This is a genomic window from Bacillus timonensis, assembly GCF_000285535.1.
In the GTDB taxonomy this organism is placed as follows: Bacteria; Bacillota; Bacilli; order Bacillales; family Bacillaceae_L; genus Ferdinandcohnia; species Ferdinandcohnia timonensis.
Genome location: NZ_HE610985.1, coordinates 1,477,648 through 1,502,550, shown reverse-complemented (window position 1 = coordinate 1,502,550; position 24,903 = coordinate 1,477,648). Strand labels below are relative to the sequence as shown.

General features: G+C 36.2%; 22 protein-coding genes and 2 pseudogenes. 18 read left to right on the top strand and 6 right to left on the bottom strand.

Going from position 1 to position 24,903, the window contains the following annotated elements:
- Positions 1-42: 42 nt before the first annotated feature.
- Together BTHG_RS07795 and BTHG_RS07785 are read right to left on the bottom strand one after the other, a co-directional pair.
- Positions 43-915 (bottom strand): sulfite exporter TauE/SafE family protein, encoded by an 873-nt coding sequence (locus BTHG_RS07795; RefSeq protein WP_010283622.1) that lies wholly within the window; start codon positions 913-915, stop codon positions 43-45.
- A 95-nt stretch (positions 916-1,010) separates the two neighbouring features.
- Positions 1,011-1,921, bottom strand: a pseudogene (locus tag BTHG_RS07785) (RluA family pseudouridine synthase).
- A 351-nt stretch (positions 1,922-2,272) separates the two neighbouring features.
- On the opposite strand from BTHG_RS07785, the gene BTHG_RS07780 reads away from it, so the two are divergent.
- The gene (locus BTHG_RS07780; RefSeq protein ID WP_042341606.1) at positions 2,273-2,674 is read left to right on the top strand and encodes a DUF5365 family protein; all 402 of its coding nucleotides are present in this window, start codon (positions 2,273-2,275) and stop codon (positions 2,672-2,674) included.
- 193 nt (positions 2,675-2,867) lie between these two features.
- Here BTHG_RS07780 and BTHG_RS07775 read toward each other — a convergent pair whose 3' ends face one another.
- Both BTHG_RS07775 and BTHG_RS07770 read right to left on the bottom strand, forming a co-directional pair.
- Positions 2,868-3,347 (bottom strand): thioredoxin family protein, encoded by a 480-nt coding sequence (locus tag BTHG_RS07775; RefSeq protein ID WP_010283618.1) that lies wholly within the window; start codon positions 3,345-3,347, stop codon positions 2,868-2,870.
- Positions 3,348-3,349: 2 nt separating this feature from the next.
- Positions 3,350-3,790: a disulfide oxidoreductase gene (locus BTHG_RS07770; protein WP_010283617.1), complete on the bottom strand. Its 441-nt coding sequence runs from the start codon at positions 3,788-3,790 to the stop codon at positions 3,350-3,352.
- 178 nt (positions 3,791-3,968) lie between these two features.
- Here BTHG_RS07770 and BTHG_RS07765 point away from each other — a divergent pair, with 178 nt between their 5' ends.
- From BTHG_RS07765 to BTHG_RS07750, 4 genes are all read left to right on the top strand, one after another.
- Complete coding sequence (locus BTHG_RS07765) at positions 3,969-4,628, top strand: HAD family hydrolase (RefSeq protein ID WP_010283616.1); 660 nt, start codon at positions 3,969-3,971, stop codon at positions 4,626-4,628.
- A 100-nt stretch (positions 4,629-4,728) separates the two neighbouring features.
- The gene (glpK, locus tag BTHG_RS07760) at positions 4,729-6,219 is read left to right on the top strand and encodes a glycerol kinase GlpK (RefSeq protein ID WP_010283615.1); all 1,491 of its coding nucleotides are present in this window, start codon (positions 4,729-4,731) and stop codon (positions 6,217-6,219) included.
- A gap of 128 nt (positions 6,220-6,347) precedes the next feature.
- Complete coding sequence (locus BTHG_RS07755; RefSeq protein WP_010283614.1) at positions 6,348-8,018, top strand: glycerol-3-phosphate dehydrogenase/oxidase; 1,671 nt, start codon at positions 6,348-6,350, stop codon at positions 8,016-8,018.
- Between the two features lie 168 nt (positions 8,019-8,186).
- On the top strand, positions 8,187-9,917 hold the full coding sequence (locus tag BTHG_RS07750) for a phospho-sugar mutase (RefSeq protein ID WP_010283613.1): 1,731 nt from the start codon (positions 8,187-8,189) through the stop codon (positions 9,915-9,917).
- A gap of 48 nt (positions 9,918-9,965) precedes the next feature.
- Here the strand turns inward: BTHG_RS07750 and BTHG_RS07745 are convergent, their stop codons facing one another.
- Complete coding sequence (locus BTHG_RS07745; protein ID WP_010283612.1) at positions 9,966-10,205, bottom strand: YhdB family protein; 240 nt, start codon at positions 10,203-10,205, stop codon at positions 9,966-9,968.
- Positions 10,206-10,407: 202 nt separating this feature from the next.
- Between BTHG_RS07745 and BTHG_RS07740 the strand changes: the two genes are divergently transcribed.
- The 6 genes from BTHG_RS07740 to BTHG_RS07715 all read left to right on the top strand — a co-directional run bounded on the left by BTHG_RS07740 (position 10,408) and on the right by BTHG_RS07715 (position 15,987).
- Positions 10,408-10,764 carry a DUF3889 domain-containing protein gene (locus tag BTHG_RS07740; RefSeq protein WP_010283611.1) on the top strand — a complete coding sequence of 119 codons (357 nt, stop codon included), beginning with the start codon at positions 10,408-10,410 and terminating at the stop codon, positions 10,762-10,764.
- Between the two features lie 126 nt (positions 10,765-10,890).
- Positions 10,891-12,303 (top strand): SpoVR family protein, encoded by a 1,413-nt coding sequence (locus BTHG_RS07735; protein ID WP_010283610.1) that lies wholly within the window; start codon positions 10,891-10,893, stop codon positions 12,301-12,303.
- Between the two features lie 132 nt (positions 12,304-12,435).
- Positions 12,436-12,792 carry a putative zinc-binding protein gene (locus tag BTHG_RS07730; protein ID WP_010283609.1) on the top strand — a complete coding sequence of 119 codons (357 nt, stop codon included), beginning with the start codon at positions 12,436-12,438 and terminating at the stop codon, positions 12,790-12,792.
- 123 nt (positions 12,793-12,915) lie between these two features.
- Positions 12,916-13,332: a universal stress protein gene (locus BTHG_RS07725; protein ID WP_010283608.1), complete on the top strand. Its 417-nt coding sequence runs from the start codon at positions 12,916-12,918 to the stop codon at positions 13,330-13,332.
- 307 nt (positions 13,333-13,639) lie between these two features.
- Positions 13,640-15,118, top strand: a complete 1,479-nt coding sequence (locus BTHG_RS07720) for a SulP family inorganic anion transporter (RefSeq protein ID WP_010283607.1) — start codon at positions 13,640-13,642, stop codon at positions 15,116-15,118.
- Positions 15,119-15,456: 338 nt separating this feature from the next.
- The gene (locus tag BTHG_RS07715) at positions 15,457-15,987 is read left to right on the top strand and encodes a CBO0543 family protein (protein ID WP_010283606.1); all 531 of its coding nucleotides are present in this window, start codon (positions 15,457-15,459) and stop codon (positions 15,985-15,987) included.
- A gap of 285 nt (positions 15,988-16,272) precedes the next feature.
- On the opposite strand, the gene BTHG_RS07710 is transcribed toward BTHG_RS07715, so the two are convergent.
- Entirely contained in the window at positions 16,273-17,301 is a 1,029-nt protein-coding gene (locus tag BTHG_RS07710) for a DUF3231 family protein (protein WP_010283605.1), read from the bottom strand.
- A gap of 242 nt (positions 17,302-17,543) precedes the next feature.
- Between BTHG_RS07710 and BTHG_RS07705 the strand changes: the two genes are divergently transcribed.
- From BTHG_RS07705 to BTHG_RS27320, 7 genes and pseudogenes are all read left to right on the top strand, one after another.
- Positions 17,544-18,863: a diguanylate cyclase domain-containing protein gene (locus tag BTHG_RS07705; protein ID WP_010283604.1), complete on the top strand. Its 1,320-nt coding sequence runs from the start codon at positions 17,544-17,546 to the stop codon at positions 18,861-18,863.
- A 32-nt stretch (positions 18,864-18,895) separates the two neighbouring features.
- On the top strand, positions 18,896-19,828 hold the full coding sequence (locus tag BTHG_RS25715; protein WP_026021736.1) for a PAS domain-containing protein: 933 nt from the start codon (positions 18,896-18,898) through the stop codon (positions 19,826-19,828).
- Positions 19,825-21,876, top strand: coding sequence for an EAL domain-containing protein (locus BTHG_RS24495; protein ID WP_052307750.1), 2,052 nt, complete (start codon positions 19,825-19,827; stop codon positions 21,874-21,876). Before BTHG_RS25715 ends, BTHG_RS24495 begins: the two co-directional genes overlap by 4 nt.
- 33 nt (positions 21,877-21,909) lie before the next feature.
- Positions 21,910-22,218, top strand: coding sequence for an aspartyl-phosphate phosphatase Spo0E family protein (locus BTHG_RS24490; RefSeq protein ID WP_010283603.1), 309 nt, complete (start codon positions 21,910-21,912; stop codon positions 22,216-22,218).
- A 30-nt stretch (positions 22,219-22,248) separates the two neighbouring features.
- Positions 22,249-22,635 carry a response regulator gene (locus tag BTHG_RS07685; protein ID WP_010283602.1) on the top strand — a complete coding sequence of 129 codons (387 nt, stop codon included), beginning with the start codon at positions 22,249-22,251 and terminating at the stop codon, positions 22,633-22,635.
- A gap of 184 nt (positions 22,636-22,819) precedes the next feature.
- Positions 22,820-23,264 (top strand): annotated as a pseudogene (locus BTHG_RS27325) (response regulator); the annotation flags it as partial.
- On the top strand, positions 23,259-24,902 hold the full coding sequence (locus tag BTHG_RS27320) for an EAL domain-containing protein (protein WP_269719487.1): 1,644 nt from the start codon (positions 23,259-23,261) through the stop codon (positions 24,900-24,902). The pseudogene BTHG_RS27325 and the gene BTHG_RS27320, both read left to right, overlap by 6 nt.
- Position 24,903: the final 1 nt, after the last annotated feature.

The window sequence follows — 24,903 nt, the reverse complement described above, 5'->3', positions numbered from 1 at the left end:
TACACTCTGACATCCCCTATTTGTTGTAGGGGATGTTTTTCTTTACCCAACTTCTTTCTCCTTGAGACGATCTTTAAGGGAATGTAAAAGGAAATGTATTAACATGTAAAGGCAATAGGTAAACAAGATGAGCATACCTATAAAGTCGAGATGGAATAGCTTAAATGTTAAGCTCACCCCAGTCGCGATGTATAGCCCAGCTAAGAAGTGACGAACTTGTTTATCTTCGTATACATTTGTAACTCTTGCACCAAGCTGACCACCTATTAGTGCGCCGACAATTAGACTTCCGATGACTCCATAATCAAGTTGGACGGTGGATGCATAGGTTGTAAAACCTACCATCACGATCATTAATACACTTAGTAGGCTTGTACCAACTGCATATTTTGGTTGAAATCCGAGCACTCCCATTAATAATGGAACAATAATGAAGCCTCCACCTACTCCCAATGCTGTTGAAATAAACCCGGCGAATAACCCGATCAATACAATTTTTAGATAAGAATAGTTGGTTTTACTAATAGCTTGTTCCTTGCTTGCAGGTTTGCTCACAAGAATTGAAATTGAAAAATATAAGATGAGTACGATATACATCAAAGGAATTACAGTATTTTCTAGGTTGTATTGTCCTAGGAAAATAACAAAAGGGTGTGCAAATTGAGTGGCAATAATCCCACTTATACCAATAATAATGGAATTCTCCCATTTTATATGCTTAAGACGAAAATGCGCAACCACTCCAGAAAGTGATGTAGCAACTGTATACAATAAACTTGTTGCGATTGCAATAATTGGAGAAAATCCCATAAGGATTAGCGTTGGTGTAAGTATAAATCCACCGCCAATGCCAAAGAAGCCGGACATTACTCCAATACAAAGGCCTAGTATGACGTAAATAAGTAAGTCCTGCAAATGATAAGCTCCTTTCCTTATTCACTTGTATTTCATTTGTATTATATAAGAAAAGAGTGAAACCCGCATGAATACAAGACCCATCCTAGTGAGATTTAGACAAATAAATCTTCAAAAATTGGAGGGGTATCTAAAAATGGTGCCTCACAGATTATTTTCTCGTTGGTAAGCGGGTGTAGCAAACGTATTTTTGCGGCGTGTAGTGCTTGTCGGGAAACGGTTGGTTTACCACCATACAATGTATCACCCACCAGCGGATAACCAAGATGGCTCATATGAACACGTATTTGGTGAGTACGACCTGTTAATAGCTCGAGCTCCACCAAGGTTATTTTTTTCTTTTCGAGGGTTTGAACGACCCTAAATTTCGTAATTGCTTTTTGTCCTGTCGGAGATATCCTTCTTCTAGTTGGATGATGCCTGTCACGACCAATGGCAGCATCAATGGTTCCTTTTTTTGTTTAATGATTCCATGCACTAGTGCAACATAGGTGCGCTTGATTTCTCTTTTTTCAAGTCTGCGGTCCAAAATTGCTGATGCAAGTTTATGCTTCGCGAAAATAACAGCACCTGTTGTATCGCGATCGAGGCGATGAATATGGCGAACTTTTGTGTAAACTCCATTTGCTTGAAAATGATAGGCTACAGCATTTGCTAAAGTTCCGAGTTGATTTTCTTCGTTTGGATGTGTCTCCATTCCGGATGGCTTATTCGCGATAAGTAGATGGTCGTCCTCAAATAAAATTTGAAGATCTTCAATAAATTCTGGTTGAACACCAAAATCATCCTCTACAAATAGGCGAACTTGAAGTTTATCATTCTGTTTAAGTGGAGTGTTCCAACTTTTGGTTTCTCCATTAAACTTTACGGCTTTGTCCATGCGAAAGTGGTGTAGCATTTGCTTAGGCACTGCCCATACATTTTTAAGAACGTCTTCAATGGTCATCGTTTCCCAATCACTAGGAACTAACACCTCGAACCATTCTCCAAATCTCTTAGTCAACATTCAATCATCCTTGCTTTTTAATAACTATCTTTTCCAAGTATAATCAATTCATGAAATGAAAGAAAGAGAATGGTGGGTTTGGAGGAAAGACTTACCGTACCAAAAACAAAGAATCCTATGTTATTCTATTCTTAACTTTATTGAGCATTAATCCTGTATTTCTGTAAGTGTGGATAAATGCAAATGGTATAAAATTCGGTGGGGGTTCTAACCTCGACTGATTAAAGTTAAAGCCTCCGGCGGATGCCATAGATATTCAAAGGAAGATTTTCGAGCAAACTCGAAAACATCTGGGCGCAAATACGCCAAGGCACATTTGATTATATTGGAGATATAAGGGTGGGTTTTACATTGAAAATTGTAGTAGCATCAACTCCGGAGCAAGAACATCACATTACGGAGCTAATTGATTACATGTATTCTTCCATTTTTCCGACTTACTTTGAAGATGAGTATATTGGAAAACTTGAGAAATGGAATGTATTAGCGCCAAAAGAGGAAGACGTCTACTATAATCGAACATTGGATAAGGCTTTTAATGTCATTTCAAGCCTTCAAGCGATTATAGCGGTTCTGGAAACAATTCGAGAGGAAGGCTACCAGGAATACCATGGGGAAATTTTTGAAAAGAATGTACAAAAGTTAAATGATTATGGTTATTTGTTTCCCTTTACTATTGAAGAATTTCAAAATGTGAATAGTCCGGATGGATTAAGTAAATATTCAAAGCCAGCTAACCAATATTTAGCTTAATACATAAAGGCATCGGCAGCCTTTAATAGAAAAAGCGTAAGGCACCTGTCTATCGTCGATAAGTATAAACGAAGCGCTGACAGTAGGTGCAATTTCCCTTTTGAAGCGATTGGCTAGACCAGAGAGACGATGGTGCCTGAAGCTAGACAAGGACAAAAAATCCCTGCTCATCATTTTGAGCAGGGATTTCCTTTTATTTGGAACTGGCCATCGCAGCTTCGAACCAGGTTTTATATTCATTATGGTCTGGGTGATACCCAACAAGGCGTGAAACTTCTTCGCCATTTTCGAAGTGGATAAGTGTCGGTGTAGATTCTATTCCGTATTTATTCCACCCGTCCCTAAATTCAAGAAGATTAAATTTTTTCAAATCAAGACCCATTTCATCTACCATTGGTACGATGACCGGGGTAGTTTCTTGACAGTGTGGACATTTTGGATCGTAAAAGTAAACAGTAATAGATTCACCATTGTCCAATTTCGATTCCAATTCGTCTGGTAGAATTTGATTTCCATAGTTTGGATCCTCAAGCTGTTTTATTGTCGCAGGATCGAGTGTATCCTTTCCATATGGATTTCCTTCTGCTTGTTGTTTATTTTGTGTGGTTGTTATAAAAGCAAGTGCTCCAAAAATAGCAACGATAATAACTGTAAAAATGATAACTTTTTTCAAATTTATTTCCCTTCTTTCAACTTCTTTATTGTAATAAAGCTAGTAATTGCAATGATTGCAAAACCTATTAGGGCTAAAAAAGGAATCGTAACAAAACCAAACCAGTTTATGTATTGGCTTGTACAAGGCACAACTCCACATGATAGTGAGTTCTCACCAATTGTAGGCACCTTTTGAACAAGATAGTGGTAGATTGAAATTGAGCCACCAATTAAAGATAATATAAATGTGTAGAGTGCAATCGAGTAATTCTTTTTAAAAATTGCAATTCCTAAAATAATGACGAGAGGATACATAAATATGCGTTGGTACCAGCATAATTCACAGGGTACGAATTTTTGGATTTCTGAAAAATAAAGACTACCAAGCGTGGATATTAATGCTGCAGCAAATGCGATAAATAAATATGTTTCCATCACCTTTTCATTTAACTTAGCGTTCATCGTCTCCCTCATTCCACATAAGTATACTCAAAATTATAGTATCACAGTACGTGATTGTAAAATGTAAAATCTTGAAATGAAGATACTTTTTGAACATTTTGTGTCATAAAGGAAAATGGACTTTACTACATATTTCTTTATAATAGTAGGTGGATTAGAAAGACAGGAGGATGATGTGTTGATAAAGGCAGTTATTTTTGATTTTGATGGTTTAATTTACGATACAGAAACGAATGAATACAATGTCTTAAATGAAATCTTTCAAGAGCATGGTTCTGAACTTCCGATGTCCGTCTGGGGCAAAGTGATTGGAACGCAAGCGGGATTTAATGCCCTTACATACTTAGAAGAGCAAATTGGGAAAAAGGTTGACCATGAAGAATTAACCAAAATTAGAAAGGCCCGGTTTAATGAGCGAATGAAGAATGAAGGGGCATTGCCTGGAGTTGAGGAGTACCTAACAGCTGCAAAGAAGGCAGGATTAAAAATTGGGCTAGCATCGAGCTCAAATTATGAGTGGGTGTCTACTCATTTGAAAAATCTTTGCTTATTTGATTATTTTGAGTGTATCCGCACCTCAGACGATGTTGAAAAAGTGAAACCAGAGCCTACCTTGTATTTAGAAGCAGCAAAATGCTTAGGGGTATCACCAGAGGAATGTTTAGTCTTTGAAGATTCTGCAAATGGAGCACTAGCAGCGAAACGTGCTGGAATGTATTGTGTGATTATACCGAACCAGGTTACAAAAGATTTAGATTTCTGTGAAGTCGATGATCGATTGGAATCGATGGCTTCAGTTCAATTAAACGAACTAATTACGAAAATAGAAAACAGATAATAAACGCACCACTCCTAAAAGAGTGGTGTTTTTTAAACCTAGCAAAAATAATGTAAGCGTGTTAATTTTAATGTAGGATCGTTTAAAAGGGGGCTAACCGGTGGAGAAATACATACTTTCATTAGACCAAGGAACAACAAGTTCACGCGCAATTTTGTTTAATCAAATTGGCGAAATTGTCCATATGGCGCAAAAGGAATTTACACAAATTTTTCCGAAGCCAGGCTGGGTCGAGCATAATGCAAATGAGATTTGGGGTTCGATTTTATCGGTGATGGCATCTGTTTTATCAGAAGCAAATGTGAAAGCAGAGCAAATTGCTGGAATTGGGATTACAAATCAACGTGAAACCACGGTTGTTTGGGATAAAGAAACAGGACAGCCTGTTTACAATGCAATTGTGTGGCAATCACGTCAAACAGCTGGAATATGTGAAAAGTTAAAAACTGACGGTTTAAATGATACATTTCGTGAAAAAACAGGCCTTTTAATTGATGCTTATTTTTCAGGCACAAAAGTAAAATGGATTCTAGACAATGTTGAAGGTGTGCGAGAAAATGCTGAAAAAGGTAAACTCCTATTTGGAACAATCGATACATGGATTATTTGGAAGCTCTCGGGTGGAAAAGCACATGTAACAGATTATTCGAATGCTTCCCGAACATTAATGTATAACATTTATGAGTTAAAATGGGATGACGAATTATTAGAATACTTAACCGTACCTAAATCAATGCTTCCTAAGGTTCGACCATCATCAGAAATTTATGCAACAACAACACGTTATCATTTCTTTGGCCAAGAGGTTCCGATTGCAGGTGTTGCTGGTGATCAACAGGCGGCCCTTTTTGGGCAGGCATGCTATGAAAAGGGGATGGTCAAAAACACATATGGCACAGGGTGCTTTATGCTGATGAATACTGGGGAAAAGGCTGTACGTTCTAAACATGGGTTATTAACCACGATTGCATGGGGATTGAATGGTAAAGTCGAATACGCTTTAGAGGGAAGTATATTTGTCGCAGGTTCAGCGATTCAATGGCTGCGTGATGGACTTCGAATGTTTAAAGATGCCAAGGATAGCGAAGGCTATGCATTGAAGGTCGAATCAACCGATGGCGTTTATGTCGTTCCAGCATTTGTGGGACTTGGAGCACCTTATTGGGATAGTGATGTTCGCGGAGCTGTGTTTGGTCTTACGCGTGGAACCTCAAAGGAGCATTTTATACGGGCAACATTAGAATCATTGGCATATCAAACAAAGGATGTCTTGACTGCAATGGAAGCCGATTCCGGTATTTCTTTGAAGAAATTACGTGTAGATGGCGGGGCTGTAAAGAACAACTTCCTTATGGATTTCCAATCTGGTCTTTTAGGTGTACCAGTTGAACGTCCAGTAATTAATGAAACAACTGCTTTGGGTGCAGCCTATCTAGCAGGTATTGCCGTAGGTTATTGGAAGGATCAATCTGAAATCTCGAGTAAATGGGCAATTGATCATACCTTTGAACCAAAAATGAGTCAAGAAAAGCGTGAAACATTATATAATGGCTGGAGAAAGGCAGTACAGGCAGCTATGGTCTTCAAATAATAAATGTGCTACTATAGAAATAAGTTAATAATTCGGTAGGGAGATTAGGGAGAGACCGCAGGAGCATTGTCACTATTGGTGCAATGTCTTTTGTGGTCTTTTTTTCTACCATTTTAAGGAGAGGTATTATGACACAGTTTTCAAGTTTAGATAGAAGCTCAATTTTAGCGGAAATGGGGCAGGACGTTCACGATTTACTTATTATCGGTGGTGGAATTACAGGGGCTGGTATTGCACTTGATGCTTCGACTCGTGGCCTAAAAACGGCTCTTGTTGAGATGCAGGATTTTGCAGCCGGAACTTCTAGTCGTTCAACAAAGCTTGTACATGGTGGTCTACGTTATTTAAAACAATTTGAAGTCGGCTTAGTAGCTGAAGTAGGAAAAGAACGAGCAATTGTATATGAAAATGGTCCACATGTTACAACCCCTGAATGGATGCTATTGCCCCTTCATAAGGGAGGTACGTTTGGAAAATTTTCAACATCAATCGGACTCCGTGTCTATGACTTTTTAGCCGGAGTGAAAAAGGCCGAAAGAAGATCGATGCTAACTGCTGAAGAAACATTGGCAAAAGAGCCCCTCATTAAAAAAGACGGACTTAAAGGTGGCGGCTATTATGTTGAATATCGAACAGATGATGCTCGCCTAACGATTGAAGTTATGAAAAAGGCTATCGAAAAAGGGGCAAATGCTGTTAACTATGCCAAGGTAGAATCTTTCATTTATGAAAATAAGAAGGTAAAGGGAGCTAAAGTAGTCGATCAATTGACCGGAAAAGAGTACAACATTTTTGCAAGGAAAATTGTGAATGCAACAGGACCATGGGTTGATCAAATGCGTGAAGCAGACCGTTCAAAAAAAGGCAAGGTATTGCGTTTAACTAAGGGCGTTCATATTGTAATTGATCAATCCAAGTTTCCGTTAAAACAAGCGGTTTACTATGATACACCAGACGGACGAATGGTGTTTGCAATTCCTCGTGATGGAAAAGCATATGTCGGAACAACCGATACATTTTATGACAAAGATACGGCACACCCAACTGTTACCGAGGATGATAGATCATATTTGATTAATACGATTAACTATATGTTCCCGACTGTAAAGGCAAAGAATTCCGATATCGAATCAAGCTGGGCAGGGTTACGTCCACTCATTTATGAAGAAGGAAAAGACCCATCCGAAATTTCACGCAAAGATGAAATTTGGGTTTCTGATTCAGGATTAATCACAATTGCAGGTGGGAAATTAACAGGCTACCGTAAAATGGCTGAAACAGTGGTAGACAAAGTCGGGAAACTTTTACAGGAGGACGGATTTGTTGGATTGAAACCTTGTCAAACAAAGAATATCCCCATATCCGGAGGAAACGTGGGCGGTTCAAAAAATTATCCTCGATTTGTAGCTGAAAATTCGGAGCAATTAGTTAAAGAGTTTGAACTTACTCATGAAGATGCAAAGAAACTTACTCGATTATATGGAGCGAACATCGAAATTGTAAAAGGTATTATGTCAGAATCAAGGGATAAAGCGAATGAAACAGGGCTTCCACTTCCTATACTTGCATCACTGGAGTATGGTATACAGTACGAAATGGTCTCAAAACCAATCGATTTCCTCATTCGTCGTACAGGTGGGATGTTCTTCAATATTGAGTGGGTAAACCAATGGAGGCAACAAATTGTTTCATACATGGCTGATCGCTTTAGCTGGAATGAGGTTGAAAAACAAAGCTACGAAGCAGAAGTAGAATCTTCCATCATTGAAGCATCTAAACCAAATGAAGAAGGATTATAGTGTGTGACGACAGACGGAGAAATCCGTCTATTTTTTAATTTACTAGTTCTTTTCTACTTTTTCATAATAAATTGGACAATCTATTGGAAATTTACAGGATTTTATATAGAATAGATAGAAGATAAAACATGACATACATATTACAACTGAAAATGGGGGTTCATGAACATGAGCTGGATGGAAAAGTATAACCTGTGGCTTAACACGCCTGAGTTAGATGAAGAAATCAAAAATGCGTTACTTGAAAAAAAGGACAATCAAAAAGAACTTGAAGATTGTTTTTATAAAAATCTCGAGTTTGGAACTGGTGGAATGCGTGGAGAAATTGGACCAGGGACAAACCGCATGAATATATATACGATTCGCAAGGCATCTGCAGGGCTTGCTGCTTTTATTGAATCCTTTGGTGAAGAAGCAATGCGACGTGGGGTTGCGATTGCATACGATTCTCGCCACAAATCACCTGAGTTTGCCATGGAGGCTGCGAAAACACTTGCTACACATGGAATTCAAACCTACGTATTTGATGAACTTAGACCAACACCAGAACTTTCATATGCTGTTCGTCATTTAAATGCATTTTCAGGAATTGTGGTGACAGCAAGCCATAATCCACCGGAATATAATGGCTATAAGGTGTATGGTTCAGATGGTGGACAACTACCACCTGAAGCTGCTGATACAGTGATTGAAAAAGTGAATGCGATTGAAAATGAGCTTGAATTAAAAGTAGGCAGTGAAGCTGAATTAAAAGCTTCAGGTCTTATTAATATGATTGGTGTAGAAATTGATAATGCTTATACAGAAAAGCTAAAAACAATTTCCATTAATCCTGAGCTTTCACAAGTTGGAGTAAAAGTAGTGTTCACTCCACTACACGGGACTGCCAACAAGCCCGTTCGAAATGGTTTAAAAGCATTTGGTTACGAAAATGTGACTGTCGTAAAGGAACAAGAACTTCCAGATCCAAATTTCTCAACCGTAAAATCACCAAATCCAGAAGAACATGCTGCATTTGAATTAGCGATCAAAGAAGGTAAGAAAATCGACGCGGACGTTTTAATTGGGACAGACCCTGATGCGGACCGCTTAGGGGTAGCAGTCAAGAATGACAAAGGTGAATATGTGGTATTAACAGGGAACCAAACCGGTGCTATTTTACTTCACTATATTTTGTCTGAAAAGAAAAAGCGAGCTATGCTTCCTGAAAATGGAGTCGTTCTTAAGACAATCGTTACATCTGAAATTGGACGTGAAATTGCTAGTTCATTTGGCTTAGATACAATCGACACACTAACTGGTTTTAAATTTATCGGTGAGAAAATCAAGGAATTTGAACAAACAGGGGAATATAAATTCCAATTTGGGTATGAAGAAAGTTATGGTTACTTAATTGGAGATTTTGCTCGTGACAAAGACGCTGTTCAAGCTGCATTGTTAGCTGTTGAAGTTTGTGCTTATTATAAAAATAAAGGCATGACAATGTACGAAGGCTTAATGGAGATTTTTGAAAAGTATGGTTACTATCGCGAAGGACTAGAATCTTTAACGTTAAAAGGAAAAGAAGGTGCTGAGCAAATCAATAATCTTCTTGCGAACTTCCGTAATGAGCCACCAACCGTGATTGCAGGTCGCAATGTAACCCGAATTGAGGACTATAAAGAGAGTGTTCGTACAAACGTAATAGAAGGGCAAAAAGAGGAAATCAAGCTTCCTACATCAAATGTGTTAAAATACTTTTTAGAAGATGGATCATGGTTCTGTTTACGTCCATCTGGCACAGAACCGAAAGTGAAATTCTATTTTGGTGTTAAAGGTACTTCGCTTGAGGATAGTCAAAACGTATTACATGATATTTCTTCAGATGTAATGGAACAAGTTCATAGCAAATTAAACTAAAAACAAGGCCATTTGGCCTTGTTTTTTTGTGAGGGAATTATCCCCCACTTACATATGTGCTGCTAGATCTTCCATGCTTTCTGAAGATGCATGGTCTATATATCGTAGTAAAGAATATAACTGTCGCTCAATAATGGAATAGTCTTTCTCGAAATTATATGCATGTAAGAAATGTTCAATTTTTTTTGAAAGGAAATCATCCTTTGTCCGAACCATTAAAATAAGTAGGTTGTCCCACTGTGAACGATGCGTGTAATAAAGCGCTTTGTCATAATCTACAGTATTCACTGCTTTCCCTCCCTTTTAGGAGTTGATTATAGTTTGTGGAGAAATGAAGATTTTTCTCGCTGTAAATCTTGGACAACCATCCAAAACAATTTCCGAATATGAAAAATGATGGAGACAGTATTTATTGGAAAAAATAAAAATGACTAATTTCTCTTGAAAAAGCGCAAAATACAATTGATTTTTTACATAGGAGGTAATCAGTTTGACAACACGTTTATTGATTCCAATATTTTGTAGTTTCTTTCTTTTAATAGGTGGTGGTTTAGGAAGTGCTCAACAAAAACCACCTCAGAAGCCGCCACAACAGGGACAGCAGCTCCCAACGGATTATGAAAAGTGGGGGAAAATAGCAGTTGAAGTTGCAAAATTAAATTACCCAGATAGTAAGATTAGTGATTATCAATATAAGGGGCGGGAGGAGATTACGGATAAACAATCAAAAGATACATTTGAATTGAGAATACAATCGAAAGATCGTACGTTTACCGCCAAAGTAATGATTTTGTTTAATCCACAAACGGAGTCCCTTTTATCTTTTAGCATTGAAGAAGTAAAATAATGGATATGAAAATTGGCCACAATTTCTCGAAAAATGTGGCCTTTTTAGATTAAAAACAAATCCCTTTTCATCATTTTGACCAATTACTCATAAATTGTGATAAGGACGAAAAGGGGGAGATCAACTGTGAGAGATTCTGACCGTCAGGCACTCGAGTATGCGATTGATGAAATTACTGAGATTGCAGAAGGCTTTGGGCTTGATTTTTATCCAATGAGATACGAAATTTGTCCTGCAGATATCATTTATACATTTGGTGCCTACGGGATGCCAACTCGTTTTTCACATTGGAGCTTTGGAAAGCAATTCTATCGAATGAAGCTACAGTATGATTTAGGATTAAGTAAGATTTACGAGCTCGTTATCAATTCTGATCCATGTTACGCATTTTTGCTTGATTCAAATTCCCTCATCCAAAACAAATTAATCGTCGCTCACGTTCTTGCTCACTGTGATTTTTTCAAAAATAATGTTCGTTTTAGTAATACAAAAAGGGACATGGTTGAAAGTATGGCTGCCACAGCGGAGCGGGTAAAGCATTATGAGCATTTATACGGAAAACTTGAAGTGGAAACATTTTTAGATGCTGTATTGGCAATTCAGGAGCATATTGACCCATCTCTAATGAGACCGAAGCTTGCATGGAGTCTTGAGGATGAAGAAGAGGAAGAAATAAAAAGAAAACCGTCTCCATATGATGATTTATGGAACCTAGATAGAAAGTCGAAAAATGAGAAGCCACTTACTCGTAAGAAAAAGAAATTTCCACCACAGCCTGAAAAAGATATCCTTTTATTTATTGAACAATATAGTCGAGAACTAGAGGATTGGCAACGTGATATATTAACAATGATGCGTGAGGAAATGCTCTATTTCTGGCCGCAACTTGAAACAAAAATCATGAACGAAGGCTGGGCATCGTATTGGCATCAGCGCATTATTCGTGAAATGGACCTCACATCTGATGAAGCAATTGAATTTGCAAAGCTAAATGCAGGTGTTGTTCAGCCTTCAAAAACAAGCATTAATCCCTATTATTTAGGTTTGAAAATCTTTGAGGACATTGAAGAACGTTATAATAATCCTACTCAAGAAATGATAGAACGTGGCGTAAAACCAGGGTCTGGTCGGGAAAAAATCTTTGAGGTTCGTGAAGTGGAATCTGATATTTCATTCATTCGAAATTATTTAACAAAGGATTTAGTGTTACGAGAAGATATGTACCTGTTTCAAAAGCAAGGTCGTGATTATAAAATCATAGATAAACAGTGGGAGCAAGTTCGAGATCAACTTGTTAATATGCGTGTCAATGGTGGCTTTCCATATATTACCGTAAATGACGGTGACTATTTAAAAAGCGGAGAGCTTTATTTGAAACATTGGTATGAAGATATTGAACTTGATTTAAAGTACCTTGAAAAAGTACTCCCCTACATTTACCAGCTTTGGGGCAGACCTGTCCACATGGAATCTGTGTTGGAGAATAAGACGGTTGTGTTTACATTTGATGGAAAAACAGTGCATAGGAAATATGTCTAATCATTTTGAAGCTGCCTTTATTTGGCGGCTTCTTTTGTTGTGGGAAATTTCTGAGAAAGTGAGGTTTTTCACAGAATTTAACTGTGAAATAAATTAGAATGGACCTTAAATAAAATCGAGAGGGGATTGAAAGTGGAAAAAATAAATTTACCATTAGTGTACTCATGTTCTGGTTGTTCGTCTGCTGCTCAAACTGCAAATGCGATTGCGATAAAAATGGACCGAGAAAATGCTGCGGAAATGTCTTGTATTGCTGGCGTTGGGGGGGACGTAAAACCCCTTGTTAAAACCGCAAAATCAGGTCGCGATATCATTGCAATTGACGGTTGTCCTTTAGCGTGTTGCAAGCATATTTTAGCTAGACATGATCTTGAGGCTAAACATCATTTTGTACTAACAAATTTTGATGTTCCAAAAAAACAGCATCAAGATCCAGACCCCGAGCTTACCCAAAAAGCATATCATCAGATTTTTGAGCTTACGCGATAGTTTCATTCTCTTACGGCCTGTCCGATTTGTATATTTTCGCAATCAGCTTAAAATAAAAATATAACGTAGGAAAAGGAAAAAAGTATCTTTTACAGAATTTATTATATAAATCGGGAGGTCATTATGTACAATAAAATTCTGTTAGCGGCAGATGGTTCCGACCATTCTATACGAGCAGCTGAAAATGCAATTTTGATCGCAAATAGCTCACATACCAAAATTGAAGTTGTATATGTAGTTGACCATAATAAAGTAAAATCCGATGTCTTAGAAAATTGGAATTCACCAGATATTGGCGACAAACGAAGATTTCGTTTAAGAGATATTGAAAAAATAGTGAAGAATTCAGGGGTTGTTTATGAAATAACATTTCTACATGGGGAACCAGGACCTACGATTGTAAATTATGCGAATAAAAATCAGTTTGACCTGGTTATCATTGGAAGTAGAGGCCTAAATGCTCTACAAGAGTTTGTCCTCGGAAGTGTAAGTCATAAAGTAGCAAAGCGAGCAAATTGTCCGGTTTTAATTGTGAAATAAAGCAGTCAGTTTCTAAGGAACTGACTGCTTCTTGTTTTTCTTTGAGGATAGATAATGAGACTTAAAAACACCATAAAAAATCTCTTTTATATGGGTGTATGTACGACAATTGACGTAAATGTAAGGAAAAGTAAGATAAGCGGGGTTGTGCGCGTTTACATGCTGGTTTCACAGAATAACAATAATCCGCTATACTATGTTTTGTTCATGACGGACTCGACTTTCATGAGAGTTGAAAGTCAAACAATCCAAAGGCATCAGCCGGCGTACTAACAAATAAGTAATCAAAGTAGAAAGAGGTGCAGATTTGAAATTATCAACATTTAAAACTGAATGGTTTGGAAATGTACGAGGAGATATCTTGGCGGGGATTGTTGTTGCACTTGCGTTAATTCCTGAGGCGATAGCCTTTTCACTAATTGCTGGCGTTGACCCGAAGATAGGGTTATACGCTTCGTTTTGTATTGCCGTAACAATTGCGTTTGTTGGGGGAAGACCCGGCATGATATCTGCTGCCACAGGTGCGACTGCGCTGCTAATGGTTACATTGGTTGCGGATCACGGCCTTCAATATTTACTTGCTGCAACGATTTTAACTGGGATTATTCAAATTATCATGGGTGTTTTAAAGTTAGGAAGACTCATGAAGTTTGTTCCACGTTCAGTTATGACAGGTTTTGTGAACTCACTTGCAATTTTAATCTTTGCGGCACAATTACCTCATTTTGTAGGTGAATCCTGGGAAATGTATGCAATGGTAGCAGGGGCATTAGCCATTATTTATATCTTCCCGCGTTTTACAAAAGCTGTTCCATCGCCATTAGTTGCGATTATTGTGATGACAATAATTGCAGTTATGACAAATAGTGATGTACGTACTATCGGGGATATGGGTGAACTCCCATCAACATTGCCAATCTTTTTACTTCCTGATATACCTTTGAATTTTGAAACATTAAAAACTATTTTTCCTTACTCTTTATCAATTGCTATCGTTGGTTTAGTTGAATCATTATTAACGGCTTCGATTGTTGATGATATGACAGATACGGAAAGTGATAAAAATAAAGAGGCACGTGGTCAGGGAATTGCAAATATTGTCTCTGGATTCTTCGGAGCCATGGCTGGTTGTGCGATGATTGGTCAATCCGTTATCAACGTTAAGTCAGGTGGTCGTAAAAGACTTTCTACCCTAGTGGCTGGTATATTCTTGATGGTGTTAATTATTTTATTACAGGACTTCTTAGTTAAAATTCCAATGGCAGCTCTGGTTGGAGTCATGTTTATGGTATCTATTGGTACGTTTGACTGGTCTTCATTGCGTACACTCCACAAGGTTCCCATCACAGATACAATTGTTATGATAGTAACGGTTATCACGGTTTTACAAACACATGATCTTTCAAAAGGTGTTTTAGTTGGAATCATTTTAGGTGCAATTTTCTTTGCTTCTAAGATATCAAAAGTAAAGGTGACAAGTCTTTCTGCAAAAGATTCACAAAAGAAAGTGTACCATGTTTCAGGACAGCTATTCTTTGCATCCGTTACAGACTTTGTCAATAGCTTTGATTTTAAGGAAGATGTAAAAGAAGTTGATTTAGATTTATCAAATGCACACCTCTGGGATGATTCAGCCGTGGGTGCGATTGATAAAGTCGTAATTAAATACCATCAAAATGGTAGTAAAGTAAATATTAAAGGTTTGAATACAGAAAGTAATAAATTAGTTGAGAAGCTCTCAGTATACAAAACACCTGATGGTCTTGATAAAGCGGTGAATCACTAAGAGTGGAACACGTTGTTTTAACAACGTGTCAGACTGTTGACAAACGCTCGCATACTGCGTTGCTTGCCTCCCTCGTCCGCTCATGAAGGCAACTTCTATTCGCGTCTTCGCTCAGCTGCGCGCCTTGTCTGACAAGCGTTTGCAAGACAGTCTGGGAATTTAATTTATATTTAGATATCCTAAATAATTCGTGTAGACAAAGTCAGCGGCACTGACTTTGTCTACACTTTGACACGTTGTTTTAACAACGTGTTTTTTTTGTCTACTAAATTTATGATTAGGATACAATATATGGTAACTTGAAATTTTTTACAATTGGAGTATTGAGGTGCCTTTTTGTGAATGCAATTTATGGTTTAGCTTGGCTTGTCGCATTATTTATTTGGGGGGATTGGAGAAATTTCAAAAAATACTATCCAACCTTCCTTTTTTTCCTATTGGGAGATTTTCTATATTTATATTTGTTATCTGACCGGTTTCCGATGTGGACATATACCCCACAAGGTGTTGACCAGGAAATAGGGTTAACAAATACTCATATTTCCATGTCGGTAATGTTAATTAAATATCCAGCCACGGTACTCATCTTCTTAGGAAAATATCCTGGAGAACGAACATGGGTTAAACAATCGTTCTATATATTAATGTGGGACGCAATATATACTGTTAATGAAGCATTAGACTTATTTTTTGGACTTATAAAATATGACAATGGCTGGAGTCTTTGGTGGTCAGTATTATTTAATCTTGTCATGTTTTCTATTCTTAGGTTGCATGATGTGCGACCATTTCGCGCCTGGGTTGCTTCACTCCTATTTGTCCTATTTCTTTGGCATATCTTTAATGTACCTTCAACGGTATTTAGATAGAATCTACTAGTAAACAATAACCTAACACTTTCTTTATCCTGCAAAAACGATTATTTAAATTTGACTACCATCAGATCGTTTTCTGAAGAAATAAGGCTGAAGGGAAAACCTTTATTCTTCCTGGTAATTAGGACACAATACTGAATGGAAATGAATCTTTTTGGTTGGTTGTATTCCTATTCGAAAAGAGGGGTATTTGTGAGTCTAAGTAAAGCAGAAAAAACACCTTACGGAAATCGTTTGGTGTTTTTTTGTGTAGCGGCTTCCTTGGTAGTTTGTGTATTTCTAACATTCCTTTTTTTGTTGCGCTAATTTACTTTTATCTAAAGTCCCAGGCGGTTGCTCAAGCCATTCATTTTGAATCATTAAATAGGCTATGTCTTTAGCATATTGTGCAATTTCAACTGAAAGCCTTTCATAATTTAATATTAAATCACTTCTTTGACTAACTGCGGCAGCGGTAGCATAATTGCCAGTTCCCGCTGCAGTTAACATCCCCATATGGAACATGATTAGCTTATCGGAAAATACTTCCGCTGTTGAGTTAGTTATCGCTACATCTGGAGAGGAAGGTGCCTGTGTATTATTATCAATTAAAGTAGAAGTAAATAGTTTAAAATGTTTTTCAGAAATGTCTTTCCCCCGTAGCAAAAGTTTTTGGACTTCTTTATTTGGTGAGCATTGTGCAAAACTTATTGCTAGTTTTGCACCAATCTGGTTCGTTTGAATGTTCATATTCAAGTGAGATATTTCTACAGAATTTAATGGCCGTTTATTAGAAAAAGGATTTAAACCACTTAAATACTTCTTGCTATCCACAAAATCCTTTTGTTTTGGATAATCAATATATGGTGAACGAACGAATAATCCTTTATCTAGTAGTACCTCCGAACTCTCATCATATAAATCTGAAGTTTTATACAATACACCCTTAAAAAATTTCCGAATATCTTTTCTTGCAACCATCGATAAGAAACCACTAGTACCTATCATACCCGCCTTAGACATATGGTTAAGATAGGTAAGCATGAACGAATCCGTATATAGACGTGGGGCATTTAGGTTTACATCGCTTTCCGAAAAACCATTAGGAATGGGGATATCTTCTTCCTTAAAAACCTCCGAAATGTTTGAAAGAACCTCATCTGCTAAGCCATGCCCTTTTTCAATAATTGACCTTACTTCAGAATCTTCAACTGTTTTTATGAAGTAATTCATCAACTGAATTGACATACTATTTTGCATATACGTTGTCCATAATGAAGCTATTTCTGAAGATGTAAGTTTTATGATTGTCTCATTCTTGTCCGGCATTATTTACAGTCACTTCCTATTACTGCAATTTGTACCTATTATTTGACAAACATAATCATAATATGCAGAAACAGATAGGAATACCTTCCTAGTAGAAAATAAGAATAGTTTCCTATATGAATGAGAATGCAGGGTGATACAAACTTTCGGCAATTTCCAGCAAAATAGGTGTAAAGGTATAAATAGTAAATAAGTAATAGATAATTTTTATTTTTATTAGTAAGAATATGGAGAATGTGAAAATGAATATGAACGTTATTAAAATATTTGAGCAAAAAAGTTTTAGTGACCTAATGAATCTCGTAGCTACAGCATTTAATAGTTTAAAAGATATCCTATTTATTCTTCATGTAGAGGATTCTGAATTCACATATATGTACGCAAATCAAGCAGGTCTTTCCATTCTAAATACGAATCAATCACTTTTCGGTAAAACGATGGAGGAGTGCTTGCCAATGGAAAAAGTACAGTATTTGAAAAGGTACTATGAAAAAGCTGCATATTCAAAACAAGTAGTTACATTTGAAGATGAGACTATACTTCCAGATGGACAAATTATGATAAATGAAACCATAGTAACCCCAATTATTGATGGAGAGAATATATTTCTCATTGCAATCGTACGTGATGTAACTGATAAATCAATGAGAATAAAAGAACTCCAACAATACAAGAAAGCTGAACAAGCAAGGAGGGAAAGTGAAGAAACTTTCCGAATCATAGCTGAAAATTCTGTTGACATTATAAAGGTATTAACCCCAGATGGGAAAATTACATATGTTTCTCCGTCGGTTGAGGATATTCTTGGTTACCCTGCTCATAAGAGAGTAGATGAAACACTTTTTGGAACCATACATCCTGATGACTTAGAAAGGATGAACGACGTTTTTACAAAGCTACTTGAGACAAAGGAACATGTCGATATTGAAGTAAGGCGTAAACACCATGATGGTCATTCAGTTTGGTTACACTCTGATTTTATTCCAGTGCTAAGTTCAGAAGGGGAGCTTGAAAAAATCGTAGTTATTTCAGGTGATATTACTGAATACAAAAGAAAAGTGAATAAGCTAGAGAAGCTAGCCTTTTATGATTATTTGACAGGTTTGCCGAATAGACGAATTTTTGAAGAGCGACTTCTGCAGTCTATGTATACTACAGATCGTACAGGAAAATTAACGGCATTACTTGTACTTGACTGTGACAACTTTAAACAAATAAATGATCGCCTCGGGCATGATATCGGAGATGAGGTTATTAAAGAATTTTCTAAAGTAGTACGAAGAACGATTCGCGAAAAAGACACCCTTTCACGCGTCGGAGGGGATGAATTTACGGTAGTAATTCCAGAAATAATGGACAAGCACCAAGTAATTGCAATATCAAATCGAATTTTAACTGCAGTACATCAGCCTATTGAAATAAAAGAACATGTAATAAACATTACTACTAGCATAGGTATTTCCTTTTATCCATTGGTAGAGAACGCGGAAGAATTATTTAAAAGGGCAGATGACAATCTTTATAAATCCAAATCCCTTGGGGGAAATACATTTTCGTTATAGAAAGATAAGCCATGATTAAAAGGGGGATAACAATGGCAAGACTATCTTTTTTAAAACAGCTTACAAGATTTTCGAATGAGGATATGAATGTTTCTAGAATAACAAATAATGAGAGCGAAAATGAATTATTTTTATTAAAAGCGCTTATTGATAATCATCCTAATGCTGTTCTAGCATTTGACACGAAAGGGAATCTATTACATTACAACACTTCAGTTATGAAGACATTTGGATACAATGAGAAGGAATTACTAAATAGGCTACAAAAATATTTATGCGGAAATGACAAATACAAAAGAAACAAATATTTTCAACTAGCATTACAGGGAAAAACACAAAATTACCAAACATCTGTATCACATGTAAATGGAGGAAAAGTCTTTATTGATGTGACTCTAATACCAGTCAAAAATAGTGAAGATGAAACAACCATTATTTATGCAGTTGCAAAAGATATAACAATCTACGTACAACATGAAAAAGAATTAGTCAAAATAAAAGGCAGTCTTGAATTAGCACAAAAAGTAGGTGCGATTGGTAGCTATGATTATGACATTATTGAGGATGAAGCTTATTGGTCAAATCAGATGTATGTTCTCTTTGGATTAGAAAACACCGAGCATTTTGTACCAACATTCGAGAGCATTTCAGAACTTGCTCATCCGGATGATCGGGAAAAGTTTAAAAAGGCTATTCTATCTGCCATTGATAATAGAAGAAACTTAAGTTTTGAATTCAGAATTCTTCGCAATGATGGAACTGTCATTTATGTAAACAACCAGGCTGATGTCATTTTAGACGAAAATAAGCAACCTGTTCGATTTATTGGGACCGTTCAGGATATCACCAAAAGAAAGCAGGCAGAATTGAAGCTGAAAGAAAGCGAAAATCAAATTGAACATATCTTTGATAATTTAGAAGTAGGGATTTGGTCCTTAGATACTAAAAAAACAAATACCATTTGATTTCAAAAGGGTTTGAAGCGATTACGGGATATTCTCCAGATGAATTTGGAAATCGGCTTACGTGGGATTCTCTAATCCATCCAGAAGATTATCCAGAATATCATCGTAAACAGCAAAAAAAATGCCAAGGTGAAAATCTTCATCATCAGTATAGGATCATTCATAGAAATGGTGAGGTTGTGTGGGTTCATGATCAAACATTACCTGTTCTAAACCATAATGGTGAAGTGATTAGAGTTGATGGGATTATTTCAAATATCACCGAGCAGAAAGAATATGAAAAAAGAATTCAGCATGTAGCTTTTCATGATTATTTGACAAAACTACCAAATCGAATGCTTTTTGAAAATAAAATTCATGAATTAATTTCAGTACCAGATTATGTAAAGGATAACTTCTCCATTCTTTATTTAGATTTAGACAGGTTTCGAAATATCAATGAATCACTTGGACATCAAATTGGAGACAAATTGCTTTACGAATTTAGTCAAAGAGTGAGTATGTTATTAAACAAAAACTCATTATTCGCAAGACTTGGTGGCGATGAATTTGGGATTGTTTTATGGGACTATGAAGAATCAAATTACCCTATTACGGTCGCCAAAGTAATCATTGATTGCCTCGAAGTACCTTTTCTAATTGAAGATTTTGAATTACTCATCACAACTAGTGTTGGAATCAGTAGCTATCCGGATAATGGGAAAACAATTGAAGAATTAGTGAAAAATGCGGATGCAGCACTGTATCGAGCTAAGGCAAACGGTAAAAATATGTATCATATCTATTCCTCTTCAATGAGTATTAACTCTTTTAAACAATTCTATCTTGAAAGGGATTTGAGAAAATCAATCGAAAATAATCAATTGGTTGTGTATCTCCAACCAAGAGTCGACGCCGATACAGGAAGAATTGTGAGCGCTGAGGCATTAGTTCGATGGGAACATCCTGTTTGGGGCCTTGTTTCTCCACTTGAATTTATTCCGCTGGCGGAAGAAACAGGGTTTATAAATGAAATCGGGGATTGGGTTTTAAGTAAGGTGTGTGAGAGCCTAAATGAATGGAAGCAGCAAAATTTCGAATTGGTTCCTATCTCGGTAAACATATCTGCGCAACGTTTCTTAAAAAGCGATTGGAAATCAAAATTGAGCACCACTTTAGAAAATAATCATACAGACCCTACATTCATTGAGTTTGAGATAACGGAAACAACAGTAATTAAGCATGAAGAAGCGGTTGAACTCGCTTTACAATATATCAAAAGTCTGGGGATTAAAATTGCCTTAGATGATTTTGGTACAGGCTATTCATCTATCACCTATTTAAAAGAATATCCAATTGATACGATTAAAATTGATCAGTCTTTTGTAGGACATATAGCTAAAGACACTAATGTAGAAACAATTATTAAATCTTTAATCTTTATGGCTAAAGGTTTAAATATGAATGTAGTTGCAGAAGGTGTAGAAACGATAGAGCAATTATCCTTTTTGAGGCAGCAGGAATGCCATGAAATTCAAGGGTATATCTTTAGTAAACCAGTTCCAAAGGAGACATTCCAAGGTTTACTGCAGAAAGGTATTTTAAAACCGGTTTTCAATCATGAGACAGCAACATTTTCAAATAGAAGACGTTACTACAGAATTAATTTATTATTCCCGTTAAGCTCTCAAATGACCTTAACATCAATACTCGGAAATATGGTTAAATTGGGTAGTACAGAAGTGTTAATTGAGGATATTGGACCAGGTGGGCTAAGGCTTTTATCAACTATCCATTTGCCTGTACGTCCTGATATTAATTATCAATTCACAACAAAAATCATGAATGAAGTCGTTACCTTAAATGGATATGTAGTTTGGAAAGAGGAGATAAAGGGAATATTCCAGTACGGTCTTAAGTTCAAAATTGATGAGAGTCAAAGAGACGAGCTGGTAAAGTTTTTAAATAATTTTTCCCTTCAGTTGCGCAACAACCCATTCGTTCCGGGTTGCACTTTTATAAAAGAAGAAAAGGTAGGTTATTTAAAAAAGTTAGTTTCTAATGAATGAATTAAAATTAACATGAAGGTGGGGTGTGAGACGATGATATATGATAACATTCAAGCTAATGAAACAAATCTTACAATGGAAATTTTGAATTTAAGACAAGTTTTAAGTGATAGTTACGATCAAAATCATCCCCATAATCTTGAATATATAATGTTGGTAAATAAACTTGATTCCCTTTTAAAAGAATATTATGTAGACATATTAGTAAATTTAATTACCGTTTCAAGGAAAAACCTATTAAAAATCACGGAGCAAAAAGGGTTCCAACATCAGGATACGATAATGGAAAGTCAAAGACTTGATGAACTTATCATCCAATATCAAAGACTACAACAACTTTAACAACTATTGTATGAAAGGGGATGACAAGTAATGAGAAAAACTGTATTGATTGCTGATGATTCCTTGTTTATGAGAACTTATTTAAAAAGTCTATTAAATAGAGAGCAGTATATAGTCATTTCAGAGGCACGTGATGGAGAAGAAGCTGTCAATAAATATAAAGAACACTTACCTGATATCGTTTTGCTAGATATAACAATGCCCAAAGTAAGCGGTGTAGATGCCTTAATAGAAATAAAAAAATATAATCCAAAAGCAACAGTTATTATGTGTTCAGCAATGGGGCAAAAATCAATTATTATTGACTCAATAAGAAAGGGAGCTAAGGATTTTATTATAAAACCTTATTTCAATAATCTCGTAAGAATATTGAATAATATTGAAGCCGACTGGGATTCGGCTAAAATTAAAGCGTAGTAGTATAGAGGGATCATCACTATTCGAAAAATCCACCACTCTATAATCTAAGTGTTTGTAACTATATGGATAATTTGCACCTTTATTACATTCCTTATTGAATACTATCATGCTATTCTATATATAATTGTGTCTAAAATTTGTATAGAATATAGTAGAGTAGGACTATAAATAGGAGGCAATAATGGGAGCAAAGGAAAAAGTAAATATTCTCTTAGTAGATGACCGGCCTGAAAATCTACTAGCTTTAGAAGCTATTATTGAAAGAGATAATTATCATTTAGTCAAAGCCTTTTCTGGAGAAGAGGCTTTGAAATATTTATTGAAATATGAGTTTGCGGTAATTTTATTAGATGTACAAATGCCTGGAATTGACGGTATAGAAACTGCGAAAATTATAAAAGCACGTGAAAAACAAAAATATTCCACTTTTATTCATTACAGCCAATAATATGGATTCCGATCATATTTTTAAGGGGTATTCTGCTGGTGCCATTGATTATATCCTAAAGCCAGTCGATCCAATTGTATTGAAGGCCAAAGTAGATGGTTTTGTTGAAATTCATACAATAAAAAAGCAGCTAATGATGCAAACAGAATTACTTGCACAAAAGAATAAGGAAATTGAATATATTGCTTTACATGATTACTTAACAGGTTTGCCTAACAGAAAAATGTTTCAAGAACAAATGACGAATTGGTTACATGGTGCTAAGAGAAATAATCAAGCGTTTGGTGTTATAAATTTAGATATTGATCACTTTAAATATGTAAATGATTCACTTGACTTAACTACAGGAGATCAAGTGCTAAAAGAAATAGCGAAGCGGTTAATAGAAACGTTACGAAATAGTGATTTTGTTGCAAGGACTGGTGGAGATGAATTTTCAATCATTTTACCACAAACGGATCGGGAAGAAGCACTTGAAATCGCATCGAATATTCAACATGCTTTAAGTAAGCCATTTTTTATTGATAACTATGAATTTTATTTTACAGTGAGCATCGGATTAAGTATTTTTCCTTATGATGGAGAAGATGCGGTAACCCTTGTGAAGAACGCCGGGAGGGCTTTGTTCCGTGCAAAAGAAAAAGGGAAAAATAACTATAAAGTGTATCACTCTGGAATGAATCTTCAATCGTATCGGACATTTATTATGCAAAATGATTTACGCAAAGCAACTGAACGAAATGAACTTACAGTTGTCTACCAACCAAGGATGGAAATTGAGACAGGCAAGATTAAGAGCGCCGAAGCTTTATTGCGATGGAATCATCCTAACTGGGGAACAATACTACCTCAAGAATTTATTCCATTAGCAGAAGAATCAGGTCAAATCATTGAATTAGGAGAATGGGTTCTTTCGGCGGTTTGCAAACAAATAAAAGAATGGAAAGATATGGGGTTATCTCCTAAGAGGGTTGCTATTAATCTATCAGCACAGCATTTTCTACAAAAGGATTTAGTAGATAAAATGAACAGCAATTTATCTGAATATGGTATTGATCCTGAGTTGCTTGAAATTGAAATCACTGAAACAGTTATCTTAGGTAACGAAAATCTAGTATCCAAAACACTTAATCAACTCAATGAGATGGGTGTGAGGGTAAGTATTGATGATTTTGGGACAGGGTATTCGTCACTAAGCTATTTAAGACGTTTCCCAATTCACACATTAAAAATTGATAAGACGTTTATTCAGGAAATTACCGGAAATTCTCCGGAAGAAACTGTATTAACGGAAACAATCATTTCACTAGCTCATAATTTAAATATGACGGTTATCGCAGAAGGTGTAGAAACAGAGAAACAAATGGATATTTTACAAAAGCTTAAGTGTGAAGAAATGCAAGGTTACCTCCTAAGTCCTCCTTTGGCACCAGATGAATTCAGAGAGTTTCTTTCAAATCATGATGAAACGGCGAGTAAGATTGAGATTACGAATACTCTACAAAATGAAATATCTCCAATAGATAATCTTAGTGAGCTTGGGGCTATTCAAAATCCCAAAATGGTCGTTGCTGCTATTAATATCACAAGAGAAACCTTCTCGATTACAGCTAGAGAAATGGACGTGTTTGAGTTACTTTTATCAGGGTTAACCAATAAGGAAATTTCTGAAAAACTATTTATAAGTGAACATACTGTGAAAAATCATATAACAAGGATTTTTCAAAAACTAAATGTTACTGATCGTGTCCAGGCTATTGCGTTAGTATATCAAACATGCTTTGAAGTTGGAGAACTTCAATATAGTAAAAAATAAT

What these genes read in the sequence shown, in the direction of transcription:
- BTHG_RS07770 (WP_010283617.1), bottom strand. Translation starts at nt 3,790, where the DNA reads ATGAACGCTAAGTTAAATGAAAAGGTGATGGAAACATATTTATTTATC.
- BTHG_RS07755 (WP_010283614.1), top strand. Translation starts at nt 6,348, where the DNA reads ATGACACAGTTTTCAAGTTTAGATAGAAGCTCAATTTTAGCGGAAATG.
- BTHG_RS07750 (WP_010283613.1), top strand. Translation starts at nt 8,187, where the DNA reads ATGAGCTGGATGGAAAAGTATAACCTGTGGCTTAACACGCCTGAGTTA.
- BTHG_RS07725 (WP_010283608.1), top strand. Translation starts at nt 12,916, where the DNA reads ATGTACAATAAAATTCTGTTAGCGGCAGATGGTTCCGACCATTCTATA.
- BTHG_RS07710 (WP_010283605.1), bottom strand. Translation starts at nt 17,301, where the DNA reads ATGCCGGACAAGAATGAGACAATCATAAAACTTACATCTTCAGAAATA.
- BTHG_RS07705 (WP_010283604.1), top strand. Translation starts at nt 17,544, where the DNA reads ATGAATATGAACGTTATTAAAATATTTGAGCAAAAAAGTTTTAGTGAC.
- BTHG_RS25715 (WP_026021736.1), top strand. Translation starts at nt 18,896, where the DNA reads ATGGCAAGACTATCTTTTTTAAAACAGCTTACAAGATTTTCGAATGAG.
- BTHG_RS24490 (WP_010283603.1), top strand. Translation starts at nt 21,910, where the DNA reads ATGATATATGATAACATTCAAGCTAATGAAACAAATCTTACAATGGAA.
- BTHG_RS07685 (WP_010283602.1), top strand. Translation starts at nt 22,249, where the DNA reads ATGAGAAAAACTGTATTGATTGCTGATGATTCCTTGTTTATGAGAACT.